Annotated in this window: 11 protein-coding genes and 2 tRNA genes; 2 read left to right on the forward strand and 11 right to left on the reverse strand. The window is 61.5% G+C overall.

The annotated features are described in order from the left end of the window. Positions 1-41 precede the first annotated feature (41 nt). Both AC1AX7_RS00585 and AC1AX7_RS00590 read left to right on the forward strand, forming a co-directional pair. Positions 42-971 carry a succinate dehydrogenase/fumarate reductase iron-sulfur subunit gene (locus tag AC1AX7_RS00585; RefSeq protein WP_476508171.1) on the forward strand — a complete coding sequence of 310 codons (930 nt, stop codon included), beginning with the start codon at positions 42-44 and terminating at the stop codon, positions 969-971. 24 nt (positions 972-995) lie between these two features. Beyond that, the gene (locus AC1AX7_RS00590) at positions 996-1,667 is read left to right on the forward strand and encodes an O-methyltransferase (RefSeq protein ID WP_476508172.1); all 672 of its coding nucleotides are present in this window, start codon (positions 996-998) and stop codon (positions 1,665-1,667) included. 124 nt (positions 1,668-1,791) lie between these two features. Here AC1AX7_RS00590 and AC1AX7_RS00595 read toward each other — a convergent pair whose 3' ends face one another. From AC1AX7_RS00595 to AC1AX7_RS00645, 11 genes are all read right to left on the reverse strand, one after another. Continuing rightward, positions 1,792-2,499: an LOG family protein gene (locus AC1AX7_RS00595; protein ID WP_476508382.1), complete on the reverse strand. Its 708-nt coding sequence runs from the start codon at positions 2,497-2,499 to the stop codon at positions 1,792-1,794. 43 nt (positions 2,500-2,542) lie between these two features. Next, positions 2,543-3,934 (reverse strand): Na+/H+ antiporter NhaA, encoded by a 1,392-nt coding sequence (locus tag AC1AX7_RS00600; protein WP_476508173.1) that lies wholly within the window; start codon positions 3,932-3,934, stop codon positions 2,543-2,545. Positions 3,935-4,120: 186 nt separating this feature from the next. Then, the gene (locus tag AC1AX7_RS00605) at positions 4,121-5,305 is read right to left on the reverse strand and encodes a MalY/PatB family protein (protein ID WP_476508383.1); all 1,185 of its coding nucleotides are present in this window, start codon (positions 5,303-5,305) and stop codon (positions 4,121-4,123) included. Between the two features lie 287 nt (positions 5,306-5,592). Next, a tRNA-Arg gene (locus AC1AX7_RS00610) sits at positions 5,593-5,666 on the reverse strand. A 48-nt stretch (positions 5,667-5,714) separates the two neighbouring features. Beyond that, positions 5,715-5,788: transfer RNA gene (locus AC1AX7_RS00615), tRNA-Arg, on the reverse strand. 185 nt (positions 5,789-5,973) lie between these two features. After that, a complete protein-coding gene (gene clpX, locus AC1AX7_RS00620; RefSeq protein WP_476508384.1) occupies positions 5,974-7,305 on the reverse strand; it encodes an ATP-dependent Clp protease ATP-binding subunit ClpX in 1,332 nt (443 codons plus the stop codon). Positions 7,306-7,400: 95 nt separating this feature from the next. After that, the gene (locus AC1AX7_RS00625; protein ID WP_476508174.1) at positions 7,401-8,102 is read right to left on the reverse strand and encodes an ATP-dependent Clp protease proteolytic subunit; all 702 of its coding nucleotides are present in this window, start codon (positions 8,100-8,102) and stop codon (positions 7,401-7,403) included. A gap of 1 nt (position 8,103) precedes the next feature. Then, positions 8,104-8,727 (reverse strand): ATP-dependent Clp protease proteolytic subunit, encoded by a 624-nt coding sequence (locus AC1AX7_RS00630; protein ID WP_476508175.1) that lies wholly within the window; start codon positions 8,725-8,727, stop codon positions 8,104-8,106. 33 nt (positions 8,728-8,760) lie between these two features. Then, positions 8,761-10,143 (reverse strand): chloride channel protein, encoded by a 1,383-nt coding sequence (locus tag AC1AX7_RS00635; RefSeq protein ID WP_476508176.1) that lies wholly within the window; start codon positions 10,141-10,143, stop codon positions 8,761-8,763. 156 nt (positions 10,144-10,299) lie between these two features. After that, positions 10,300-11,679 carry a trigger factor gene (gene tig, locus AC1AX7_RS00640; protein WP_476508177.1) on the reverse strand — a complete coding sequence of 460 codons (1,380 nt, stop codon included), beginning with the start codon at positions 11,677-11,679 and terminating at the stop codon, positions 10,300-10,302. A gap of 53 nt (positions 11,680-11,732) precedes the next feature. Continuing rightward, entirely contained in the window at positions 11,733-12,950 is a 1,218-nt protein-coding gene (locus AC1AX7_RS00645; protein WP_476508178.1) for an HRDC domain-containing protein, read from the reverse strand. Positions 12,951-12,967: the final 17 nt, after the last annotated feature.

The following is a 12,967-nucleotide window of genomic DNA, read 5'->3' on the forward strand; positions in this document are numbered from 1 at the left end:
ACTATATGACGTTTTGTTATATTCAGGCAGGCAGGTGAAGTATGGAACACGGTGTGAAGACGGTGACGTTGAAAGTGAACAGGTTCACTCCGCGCGCCGAGCGCAGCCGCGAACGTTCCGCAAGCCCGTTCGCCAGGAAAAGCTCGCCGTTCGGCGATTCCGGCGCGGCCGCCCGCCGCCGCCCGCGCGGCCGCCAGTGGGTGCAGGAATACACGGTTCCGGCCCGTCCTGAAGATACCGTGCTGGACTGCCTGCTGACGGTCAAACGCAAGATCGATCCGACGCTGGCGTTCCGCTATTCCTGCGGCCACGGCATGTGCGGATCCGACGCGGTCGCCATCAACGGCTCCCCCACGCTGCTGTGCACCGCCACGGTCGGCGAATGGGCGAAGCCGGAGAACGCTTTCGCGCAGGTCGATGATGAAGGGTTCCGTCGTACAGGCGAACCGACGGAAGAGCAGGCCGAGGATGCAGCGGAAGACGCCGCATCCTCGTCGCTGGGCGTCATCGAACTGGCTCCGCTGCCGGGCTTCCCTCCGCTGCGCGACCTGATCGCCGACATCGATCCGATGCTGGAGCAGATCAAGCGTCTGAAGCCGTATCTGCAGGCGGAGGGCGCGCTTGCCGTCACCTCCGACGGCAAGGTCGACGTATTCGAATATCTGCAGAATCCTGAACAGTTGGCCAAATACGAGCTGTTGAGCAATTGCATCGCCTGCGGCGTATGCGAAGGCAGCTGCCCGGTGTACGCCGGCGGCGAAGCGTTCGTCGGACCGGCCGCATTGATCACGGCATCGCGTTTCATCAACGATTCCCGCGATACGCATGCCGATGAGCGTCTTGATGCGATCGACACGGCCGATGGCATCACCGCCTGCCAGTCCGTACGCGCCTGCACTCGGGAATGCCCGCGCGGCATCGACGTCGGCGAGGAGATCTGGCAGCTCATCTCCAAGGTCAAAGAACGGTAAGGCGCGCTGGGGGAAACGACGATCATGGATAAAACCTCATACACTACAAGGGCACAGGCTTGGGAATATGTTGAGGATCATGCGTTTGCACGCCAGTCGCCACTGGCCCAGGAAGTGCGCGCATGGGCCGAGGAATCAGGCATCCCGCAAGGCCCCGCCGCACAAGGCGACCTGTTGCAGGCTCTCGTGCATGTCACTTCCGCCACGTCCGTCATTTCGGTCGGCACAGGGTCGATCATCGAAACGCTGCAGATGATCGAAGGCATGGAAGGCAACGGCCAGCTCACCGCCGTGGACTCCTCCGCGCAGGGCATCGCGCTGGTGCGCCGCCTGTTCGCCCGGATCTCCGATACCACGCAGACCTCGCTGCGCGCGGTCAATGCGAATCCCGGCGTGTTCCTGCCCCGTCTCAACGGCGGCGTATACGATCTGATCGTCGTCGGCGGCGACGCGGCCAACTATGATGCCACGTTCAATCAGGCGCATCGTCTGTTGAAAGCCCACGGCATCATCGCATTCACCGACGTGCTGGCATTCGCGTCCGCCCACACCAACGGCGGCGTCCTGAATCCCGCGGACCGCAGTGATAAGGCCGTCGCCATGCGCGATCTGATCAATGCCGTGGAAGAGGACGAACGTTTCGTCACGACCCTGACGCCGACGGGATCGGGATTGCTGCTCGCCGTCAAACGCTGATCCGCGTCGACTTCGATTCGTGCGAACATGCGAGGAATCGAAGCGCATATGATCGTGGCCCGCAGACGACACATCTGCGGGCCACGATCATATGCGGCCGTATGAGGCGAAAAACCGTGGGACTCTAACGGTCCCGTTGACGCGACATGATGCCGCTGACCGCGATTTCTGCCGCCTCCCGCGCATCGTCCGTCAACGTCACCAACGAGGGGTCCAGCGGCGAGATCATGCCGTGGTCGCGCACCGTTCCGCCGATCCAATCAAGCAGTCCCCTCCAGTAGTCCCTGCCGTACAGCACGACCGGCATCGACGTCACCTTATGCGTCTGCACCAGGGTGAGCAGTTCGAACATCTCATCCAATGTGCCGAAGCCTCCCGGACAGATGATCACGCCGGACGAATATTTGACGAACATCGTTTTGCGTACGAAGAAATAGCGGAAGTTCATGCCCAGGTTCACCCATTGGTTGATGCCTTGCTCATGCGGCAGTTCGATGCCGAGGCCCACCGATTTGCCGCCGGCCAGCGCAGCTCCTTTGTTGGCCGCTTCCATGATGCCGGGCCCGCCGCCGGTGATGACGGCGACGCCGTCGCCCGCGATGAGCTCGCCCATACGGCATGCGGCCTGATACGCGGGATCCTCCGGCTTGGTGCGGGATGAGCCGAAGACGCTGACGGCGGGCCCAAGTTCCGCCAAAGCGCCGAAGCCGTCGACGAATTCCGCCTGGATGCGCAATACACGCCACGGATCCATATGCAGCCAATCGGCGGACTGGTCGGATCTGACCAGGTTGCCGGTGGTGTTGTCTTTCGGAATCATCGACCCGCGCATGATGACGGGGCCGCGCTGATAGGTCTGGCCCAAAGGCGAGGTGTCAGCGTCGTTCGTTTCCACGATGCCTCCTTCTGCGAATGATCTGGCTGAACACGATGCTGCCGTCGGCAAGCACGGATTCGGTTTCCTCATCCTGCGACGCCTGGTCGTCGTCGTGCGGCCGCTGCGCCTGCAACGCGGCTTCACGCTCGTACTTCTTGGATTGGAGGTGCAGCAGCACGCCGGACAGCCCCGCCGCGATCAGCGACGCCACAAGCACGCCGAAGCGGCTTTCCGCCGACAATTCAGGATCGGTGTATGCGAGGGAGGCCACGAGGAAGGCGACGGTGAAGCCGATGCCGCAGGCGCAGGCCGCCGGAAGCATGTCGCGCACGCGCAGGCCCTTAGGCATGCTCAGACGCCCGATATGCGTGGCGATCCATGCCGTGATCATAATGCCCAGGGGTTTGCCGATCACCAGCGCCACGATCAGCGCGATCACGATCGGAGAGACCAGCAGTGCGGGCGTGATCGATTCGAAATGCACGCCTGTGGCGAACAATGCGAAAATAGGCAACGCCAGCAACGAAGAGAACGGCTGCAGCTTGCTCGCGTACCGTTCCGCGCGCGGCGACTGCTCGCCGTACACTTCGTGCGCAGGCGTCAGCAGACCGACCAGAACGCCGGCCAATGTCGGGTGCACGCCGGCTTCGAACATCATCACCCAGGCCAGAATGCCGATGACGCCGACGGCGATCCACGGCACACGCTGCCGGCGCACCAGCACCGCCCAGATCGCCGCGCACACGGCGATGCCGATGAACCAGTACCATGCGTTCACCGATGAGAAGAACACGGCGATCAGAATGATGGCCAGCAGATCGTCGACGGTGGCGAGCGTCATCAAAAACGCGCGGATCGAGCCTGGCAGGCCCTTCGCGAACAGTGCGAGCACGGCCAGGGAGAAGGCGATATCGGTTGCGGTAGGCACCGCCCATCCCTGCGCCGCATCCGTGAACGGAATGACCTCGCCCGAAGCGATGACGATGTTGTCCAATCCACCCGCACCGAAATGGGCGAACAGCATCGTGACGATGAGAAACAGCACGGGCGGCATCAGCATGCCGCCCACCGCGCACAGCATCGGCACCGCCGCGGATTTGGGATTGGCCAGCGAACCGGTGGTGAGCTCCTGCTTCAGGTCAAGGCCCACCGTGAGGAAGAACACCGTCAACAGGCCGTCCTGCGCCCAATGGCCGATCGGCAGATCGATGTTCGTGTACGGAATGCCGATATACGTTTCGGCGATCGTTTCGAAAAGGTGGGCGGTCGCCGGCAGATTGGCGAGGATCAGGCCCGCCAATGCGAAACCGAGCATGATAAGGCCGGAAATTCGGTCCGATGCCGCAATATGACGTATCATCGCCCAAATTCCACGCCTGTTCCTGCCCATGTACGCTCCCCTGCCTTGCTGGCTTACGCCCTATTGCTTTTTCGCAAAAATATGCCCGCCGCCTTTACGGCGACGGACTATATCATGGTTCTCATTGTACCCGCAGTTTGTAACGTAACGGCTTGGGCGCAATCGGAAAACGTCCGTCCGATGGCTCCGGCGATCGGCGATCGTCCGCGCGTTGCGTCAGGAGCGTGCCGTCAACGCCTTGCCGATGCGATCCAGCACTTCGGCGAGCATCGCCTTCGGGCAGGCGAGATTCACGCGTTCGAAGCCCGCGCCGCATTCACCGAACATGATGCCTTCATCGAAGTAGACGCGGGCTTCGTTGCGCATGAAATCACGCAGTTCGTCCGCCGTCGCGAAGCCGAGGCCTCGGCAATCCACCCATGCCAGATACGTGCCTTCCGGTTCCACCAACCGCATGCCCGGGGTCTTTTCGACGAAATCACGCAGCAAGGCGAGGTTGCCGGCCAGGACATCCATCAATTCGTCCAGCCAGGATTCCGCATTGTTGTAGGCGGCCTCGCAGGCCACAAGACCGAAGTGGCTGACGGTCAGGCCTGCGATGTTGTCCGCGGCGATGTCGAAGACCTTCTTCAGTTCGGGATTGGCGGTGACGACATTGGAGCACAGCAGGCCGGCCAGATTGAAGGTTTTCGTCGGGGCGGTGAATTCGTAGCAATGATTCGCGTACTTTTCGCCCAGCGTGCCGAACATCGTCACCGGATGCTCCGGATAGGAGAAATCGGCATGGATTTCGTCGGCCAGAACGACCACGCCGTTATCGATGCAGATATCGCCAAGGCGGCGCAGTTCGTCGGCGGTCCACACGCGGCCTACGGGATTATGGGGATTGCACAGCATGATCGCGGCGCATCGCGGATCGGAGGCCTTCTGCTCCAGATCGTCGAAATCCATGGAATAACGGCCGTCAGCGTCCGTCAGCAGCTGGTTGTCCAGAATCGTCAGACCGTTATGTTCGGCTGCGGCTTTGAACGGATAATAGACCGGTCCCTGAATGATGACCTTGTCGCCGGGGTGGGTGACCGCACGCAGCGCCGTGTTGATGGCCGGCATGACGCCATCGGACAGCGTCACCCATTCGGGCTTGATGTCGAAGCCGTGACGACGATGCATCCAGGAGACCAGCGCATCGAAATATTCTTCAGGCGCGTAATCGTAGCCGAAGATGTCGTGCTGTGCGGCCGACACCAGAGCGTCGACGATCTGCGGCGCCGGCTTGAATTCCATATCGGCCACGGACAGGGCGGCCACATCCTCATTGCCCGGTCCCATTTCGTCTTCGATCATGTGCCATTTGGCCGACGTCGTGCCACGGCGTTCCACGAAGGATTGGAAATCGTACACTGCCTCAGTCTCCTCATCGAATATGTGCGGATAAACAAAACGTGAATATGATACGTCGGTCATGCCAACATGCCTTACCGCCGTTCCCTTCCTGACGGTTTTGGCCGCAACACGCCGGAGCCGGCGGTCAAAAGCGTCAAGAGGAAAGGCAGGAGCAAAAAACGCAGAAGGAGGGTGATGGGATAATCATGAAACAACGTTGCGTGCAAACACACGAAAACAAAGTACATTGCAAAAAGATGAAAAGACCATAGGAATGACAAATGCGAAACCACAGGAGCGGGAAGTGCGCGAGACAGGATTCGAACCTGCGACCTGCTGATCCGTAGTCAGCTGCTCTAATCCGCTGGGCTACTCGCGCAGTCCATCATGAAGATACGGCCGAAACCGTATGCGCCATAATGGCGGGTGCGCGAGACAGGATTCGAACCTGCGACCTGCTGATCCGTAGTCAGCTGCTCTAATCCGCTGGGCTACTCGCGCATGTTGCCCGCGTCAGGCAACTCGAATAAGATACATCCATTCTCACCGAAGCGCAAATCGGCGTGTCGCGCTTTGCCGGGCAACCGTCGGCCGCGGCCACCAAACAATGCAGGATCGCGATAACGACTCCACGAGAATACGCCGACTCCGCATGTCTTCAGCCTTTGCAGCGGACTGAAAGATTCCTATGCGCGACGCCGCCGAGGTATTTCCTCGGTCACCGATCGCAGCAGTTTCGGCGCGCCCATGCCCAGAACCGCCGACTCATCCACGATCACCTGCGACACATCGTCCATGCTGGGCAGACGGAACATCGTCTCCTCCAACGTCTTTTCGATGATCGAGCGCAGCCCGCGCGCGCCGGTCCCCTGCTCGATCGACGTATGCGCGATCGCGGCGACCGCATCATCCGTGAACGACAATTCCACGCCGTCAATGGCGAGCAGTTTCTGATACTGGCGAATCAGCGAATTCTCCGGTTTCGTCAAAATCGCCGACAGATCCTTTTCCTCCAGCTCGCGCAGCACACTGACCACAGGCAAACGCCCGATGAATTCCGGCAATAAACCGAATTCCACCAGATCGTCGGCGGTGACCTGCGCCAGCAATTCCTCATGCGGCACTTCATGGTCGTGCCAGGCTGCGCCGAAACCGCTTTCACGAGCCCCCAAACGACGTGCGATGATGTCGGTCAATCCGACGAAGGCGCCGCCGCAGATGAACAGGATTCCACGCGTATCGATTTGCAGGCTGTCCTGCTCACGGTGTTTGCGGTCGCTTTCATTCGTGACGGAGGCGACGGTGCCTTCCAGGATCTTCAACAGGGCCTGTTGGACGCCCTCGCCCGACACATCCCTGGTGATTGATGTGTTTTCACCGCTTTTACGCGCGATCTTGTCGATTTCGTCAATGTAGACGATGCCTTGTTGCGCACGTTCGACGTCACCGTCGGCGGCCTGCAGCAGGCGCTGCAACACGGTTTCGACGTCGTCGCCGACATATCCCGCTTCCGTCAGCGTCGTGGCATCGGTGATGACGAAGGGGACGTTCATCACTTTGGCCAGCGTCTGCGCCAGATATGTTTTGCCCACACCGGTGGGACCGAGCAGCAGAATGTTCGATTTGGCGACTTCGACATCCGCCAGCGGGTCGGACGCGCGGGAAAGGTTCAAGCGCGCGAATTGCCTGGACTTGAAGATATCCGCGGATTCGCGCGCCTCCATGCCGACGCGCTTGTAGTGATTGTATACGGCGACCGACAGCGTACGTTTGGCGGCATCCTGCCCGACGATGAAACGATCGAGATATTCGTTGATCTGCATCGGCTTGGGCAATCGCGCCACCTGGTCCTTGGCGTCCTTCGCATATTCTTCCGATATGATGTCGACGCACAGCGCAATGCATTCATCGCAGATGGCGGCCCCCGAACCGGTGACCAGCTTGCGGACCTGCTGCTCCGTCTTATTGCAGAACGTGCATATGGGCATGTCGTCGCCATAGCTCACCACGCGTCCCATCATGCCCCTTTCGGTTCAAAGAATCATGTCATATAACAATAACCCCTGACGCGATGCGCCAGGGGTATTCAGACGACGGCATGCCGCGGCATCGTTTAGTCTCGATGCTCGAGCACTTCGTCCACGATGCCGTATTCCTTGGCTTCGGGAGCGGTCAGGAACGTATCGACTTCGATGTCCTTGCGGATGCGCTCGACGTCTTGGCCGGTATGCTTGGCCAGCGTGTTCTCCAGCCATTCGCGCATACGCAGCATTTCCTTGGCCTGGATTTCGATTTCCGTGGCCTTGCCGAAGCCCTGGTCGATGGCGGGCTGGTGGATCAGCACGCGGGCGTTCGGCAGCATCAGGCGCTTGCCTTTGGCGCCGGCGGCGAGCAGGATCGCCGCGGCGGATGCGGCCTGACCCAGGCATACGGTCTGCACGTCCGGCTTGATGTACTGCATCGTGTCGTAGATGGCGGTCATGGCCGTCATCGAGCCGCCCGGGGAATTGATGTACATCATGACGTCACGGTTCGGATCCTGGCTTTCCAGCACGAGCAGCTGAGCCATGATGTCGTCGGCGGAAGTGTCGTCCACCTGGACGCCCATGAAAATGATGCGGTCTTCGAACAGGCGGGTGTACGGGTCCTGACGTTTGTAGCCGTATGGGGTCTTCTCCTCGAACTGCGGCAGAACATAACGGTCCTGCGGCGCGAACGCGGCTTCACGGGCGGCGGACGGCATGAAGCCGACGACACCCGTCGGACCGGCCAGACGTTCGGCGCGGGCTACGAACTTCGCTTCTTCGCTTGCCATGTCACTCCCCCCTGCTCTCGTTCTGAATCGTATCCGGCGTGGAAACGATCTTGTCCACGAAACCGTAGGCCAACGCCTCGTCTGCCGTGAACCAGTGATCGTACTCGTTGTCGCGATAGATCTCCTCCACAGTGTGTCCGGTCTGTTGTGCGGTCAGTTCGGCCAGCGTACGCTTCATGTCCATGATCAGTTCGGCGTTGATGCGCACGTCGGTGGTGGTGCCGCCGATGCCGCCGGACGGCTGGTGCATCAGCACGCGGGCGTGCGAGGTCAGATAGCGCTTGCCCGGAGTGCCGGAGCTCAGCAGGAACTGACCCATCGATGCGCACATGCCCAGGCCCACGGTCGCCACATCCGGTTCGATGAGCTGCATCGTATCGTAGATGGCCATGCCGGCGGTGATGGAGCCGCCCGGGGAATTGATGTACAGCCAGATGTCCTTCTTCGGATCTTCGGCCGCCAGCATCAGCATCTGCGCGCAGATGCGGTTGGCCATGTCGTCTTTGACCTCCTCGCCCATCCAGATGATGCGGTCTTTGAGGAGCCTATTGAAAATCGGGTCCACCATGGACGGGGCCTCGCCCTCGCCCATGCGCGGTGAGGATGTCAGCAAATCTGCCACCATGTCTCCTTTTCACATTACGTTACGTTGGTTACTTTACCCGTTTGAAGCGACGGAAAGGTCCGGCCCGCGCAGTTTGCGCTCACTGCGTACCGGAAAGCCCACGCGCGCATCAGGCAATACCGTCCGCGAAACCAGCGCCGAAACGGCCACGCCCATGCCGACCGGCACGAAGAAGCCTATCGGCGCGCCGGTCAGTTCCATCACCAGGCACATCGCCATCAACGGCGCCTGCTGCGAGGCCGCCAGCAATGCGGCGGCGCCTATCAGCGCGCAGGACGTCAGGGAATCATTCGGAAACGCCGCGGCCCACAATATGCCCAGTATCGCTCCCAACGTCGCGCCCAATGCGATGCCCGGCTGCAGCACGCCGCCAGACGCGCCCGCGCGCATCGTCATCAACGTGGCCGCAGCCTTCGCCGCGAATGTCAATACGAGGATCGCAAGCATCAGCGGCACTCCGACGTCGGAATCGATATTGAGCAAGGCCCACGGCGATGACGTTTCGTACCGGCCCGTGCTGAGTCCCAGCTGTGCGGCGGCGCGGCCGTTCCCCATCACCTGCGGCGCGGCAATCGCGATCAGGCCCGTCAGCAGGCCCGCCAGCGGCATCATCCACAATAACGCCGCGCCTTTCGCCTTGTGTGCGCCGGCCCATTGCGAGCCTTTGCGGAACAGCGCGCCCGCGATGCCGCAGAAGACGCCGGCGATGATGGCGAATATCATCAGCGTGATCGTCGAATCGGTTTGCATTGCCGTGATGTCGTAAAACATGTGGCGTCCTTTGACGGCGGTGGCCACGCATGCCGCGACCTCCGACATGCCGAGCGCGAACGCGGCCTTCCCCAGCGTGATGTCGGCCAGCAGTATTTCGATGGCGAAGAACATGCCGGCAAGCGGCGCATTGTAGACGCCTCCAAGGCCTGCACCTGCGGCGACGGCCACGATCATGCGACGATCGACGACGGTCAGGCCCGCTCGTCGGCCGATGCGGAACAGATCGCAGAAACGCTGCGCCAGCATTGCGCCGAGTTCGCGCGGCGCGACCTCACGTCCGATGGATGCGCCGGATCCGACGATGAAGATCTGCAGCAGCACATGCGTGACCGTCTGCCAGACCGGCATGCGTTCGCCGTCGACCGCCTGTTCGACCGACGGCACTTTCACGGTTTTCGCACGCAGCAGATACCAGCTGGCGCCGGCGATGGACAGGCCCAAGGTCACCGATGCCACGCGGCGGATCGCCGGCACGTGGAACGGGCCCGGAAGGCTTGCGCTTTCGACGTAGCCGAGCATCACGTGTTCCACACCGTACAGCAGCAGGGTCAGCAATCCCGCTCCGACGCCGATGAGCATGCCAAGAATCAGCGTCGCCGCGGCAAGCCATGCCAGGCGTCGCCAGCCTGTTTCCCGATGCATATCGCGTTTCCCTCCCCTACAGCCCTTCATACATGCAGGCTGCGTGTTTCCCGAGTGTTTTCACGCCGACGATTCCCCGCCCGATCAAAAAAGGCTTGGAATCGGATGATTCCAAGCCTTTGATCATGAGGTTACGCTAAACGAAAAGCGTTATGCTTACTCGGCGTCCTCAGCGGGAGCCTCCTCGGACAGCTCGTCGGCCACGGCAGCGGCGGCGGCAGCGGCTTCCATGCTTTCGGCTTCTTCGGATTCGGCTTCCTCACCGAGGAACGCGCTCAGGTCGAGGGTCTCGCCTTCGGACCTGAACACGACGGCGCGCATGCCGGCGAGCAGGCCCTTGGAGCGGCCGACTTCCTGCACGGCGGAACCGAGCTGGCCGTTGCGCATGATGGCCTGGATGAAGGCGTTCGGGTCCATGCCGTACTGCTGGGCGATGGAGGCGAGGAAGTTGAACACGTCGGCCTGGGAGACCTTGACGTCCATCTTCTCGGCCAGAGCGTCGAGCACCATCTGGTCGCGCAGTTCCTTTTCGACGGTCTGCTCGGCTTCGCTCTTCTGCTCGTCGGTGGCGTTGGCCGGATCGGCGGTCACGTTCTTGAGCTGCTGTTCGACCATTTCGGCCTTGACGCCCTTCGGAACCGGGATCTCCAGGCCTTCCTGCAGCTTGGCGATGAACGCGTCGCGGGCGTCGGTGGCCTGACGGCCTTCGGCGTCGCGGCCGCAAGCCTTGCGGATGTCTTCCTTCAGCTCGTCGAGCGTGTCGAATTCGGAAGCGTCCTGAGCGAAGTCATCGTCCAGCTCCGGCAGCTCTTCGGCCTTGACGGAGTTGACCTTGACCTTGATCAGGGCCTTTTCGCCAGCGTGGTCGCCGGCTTCCAGAGTGCCTTCGAAGGAGGTCTCCTCGCCGGCGGACAGGCCTTCGAGGGCCTCATCCATGCCGTCAAGCATGGTGGCGGAGCCGAGTTCGTAGCTCACGCCTTCCTGGGAATCGACGGTTTCGCCGTCGATTTCGGCGGTCAGGTCGATGTTGGCGAAATCACCCTTGGCGGCCGGGCGGTCCACGCCGACCAGGGTGCCGAAACGCTGACGCAGGGATTCGAGGCGCTTGTTCACATCTTCGTCGGTGACTTCGGCCTTGGCGACTTCGATCTCCATGCCTTCGACCTCCGGCAGTTCGAAGTCCGGACGGCGTTCGACGGTGGCGGTGAACTTCAGCTTGGTCTCGTCCTTGGCGGACTGCGGCACTTCCTGAACGTCCAGCTCCGGCTGAGCCATCGGACGGATGCTCTTCTCTTCGATGGCCTTGGAATACAGCTCCGGGACGGCGTTGTTCACCGCTTCGCCGGCGACGGCCGCGAAGCCGATGCGCTGGTCGATGATCTTGCCGGGCACATGACCCTTACGGAAACCGGGGATGTTGACCTGCTTGGCGATTTCCTTGCGGGCCTCGTCGAGATACGGGTTCAACTCTTCCGGTTCGACGGTGACGGTGAGCTTCACCTTGGTCGGCTCGAGGTTCCTGACGCTGATTTTCACGCTTGCGCTCCTGAAAAATACGGTTCTTCAACTTATCTGCCGTTAGGCAACCTCTACATGATAGCGCGACTTACGGACGCGGCGACCAACGAGACCTGCCAGTCGCGCGCGCCCTGCTCCTTCAGATATTGCGCCACATCCTCACGGCCGGGATCGTCCGACCAGCACAGATTACGCAGATACTGCGGTTTGATGATCACGTCCGCAGGCGTTCTCGTATCCTGCGCGATCTGGTTGACGACGCCGCGAACCTTCTCAAGACGCTCGTACCGGTCGGGATGGCGCTGCCATTGTTTCATCGAACGCGGCGCATTGCCCTGGCCGTCCTGCGCGCCGCCCTGCGGCATCGGCCATTTGCCGCGAGGCAGGGCCAGCGCCTCCTGAATCGTGTCCTTCCATACGCGTGGCTTGATGGAGCGTTGGATCGGCGCATACCGTTCGAACATTTTGTCCTGCGCGCCGCCGGTATGGATGCGCACGCGTTCGTTCAGGGAGCGCACCATGCGGAATTCGCGGGCGTTGCGCGGGCGGATCCGCGCCGCTTCGATGATCGAGGAATCGGCAAGCAGCAGGCTTGGCGCGATGTCGTTGGCCTTGGCGAGCTCTTCGCGTTTCTCCCATAAGGCTTTGGCGACGGCCAACGCCCGAGGGTCCTTGCTGATCGTGTTGATGCGGGAGATGCGCATCCATGGCACGGGATGCTCCTTACGCGGCTGCAATCCTTCCGACAGCACGTAGGCAAATTCCTCTTCGGCCCATCCGTCCTTGCCCTGGGCCTTGAGCTCGGCGGCCATGCGCTCTTCAAGCTCGGCGAGCAGTTCCACGTCCAAGGCCGCGTAGTTGCGCCAATCACGCGGAAGCGGACGATACGACCAGTCGGCCGCGGAATGCTCTTTGGCCAAGGTCACGCCAAGGAAATGCTCGGTCACCGCCGCAAGTCCGAAACGGTGCAGGCCGAGCAGTCGCGCGGCGACTTCCGTATCGAATAGACGGCGCGGCCTCAGCCCCAAATCATGAAAACCGGGAAGGTCCTGCATCGCATCATGCAGAATCCATGTGGCGTCGCCCACGGCATCGTTGAATTCATTCCAGTCAACGCCCCGCATCGCCAGCGCCTGCGGGTCGATCAGTGCGATGCCCGCGCCTTCGCGCTTGAATTGCACCAACCAATCCTCATGGCCGTACCGGAAGCCGGACGCCCGTTCCGCATCGGCCGCCAGCGCCCCTCGCCCAGATGCCAGCGCCTCGCAGTACGCATGAAATTCCGACATTGAATCGATGACGTCGG

The sequence above is a fragment of the Bifidobacterium sp. LH_449 genome (genome assembly GCF_056356755.1).

Coding starts and splice junctions, on each gene's coding strand:
- AC1AX7_RS00590 (WP_476508172.1), top strand. CDS start 996: ATGGATAAAACCTCATACACTACAAGGGCACAGGCTTGGGAATATGTT.
- AC1AX7_RS00630 (WP_476508175.1), bottom strand. CDS start 8,727: ATGGTGGCAGATTTGCTGACATCCTCACCGCGCATGGGCGAGGGCGAG.
- AC1AX7_RS00635 (WP_476508176.1), bottom strand. CDS start 10,143: ATGCATCGGGAAACAGGCTGGCGACGCCTGGCATGGCTTGCCGCGGCG.
- AC1AX7_RS00625 (WP_476508174.1), bottom strand. CDS start 8,102: ATGGCAAGCGAAGAAGCGAAGTTCGTAGCCCGCGCCGAACGTCTGGCC.
- AC1AX7_RS00645 (WP_476508178.1), bottom strand. CDS start 12,950: ATGTCGGAATTTCATGCGTACTGCGAGGCGCTGGCATCTGGGCGAGGG.
- AC1AX7_RS00585 (WP_476508171.1), top strand. CDS start 42: ATGGAACACGGTGTGAAGACGGTGACGTTGAAAGTGAACAGGTTCACT.
- AC1AX7_RS00595 (WP_476508382.1), bottom strand. CDS start 2,499: ATGCGCGGGTCGATGATTCCGAAAGACAACACCACCGGCAACCTGGTC.
- AC1AX7_RS00600 (WP_476508173.1), bottom strand. CDS start 3,934: ATGGGCAGGAACAGGCGTGGAATTTGGGCGATGATACGTCATATTGCG.
- clpX (WP_476508384.1), bottom strand. CDS start 7,305: ATGGGACGCGTGGTGAGCTATGGCGACGACATGCCCATATGCACGTTC.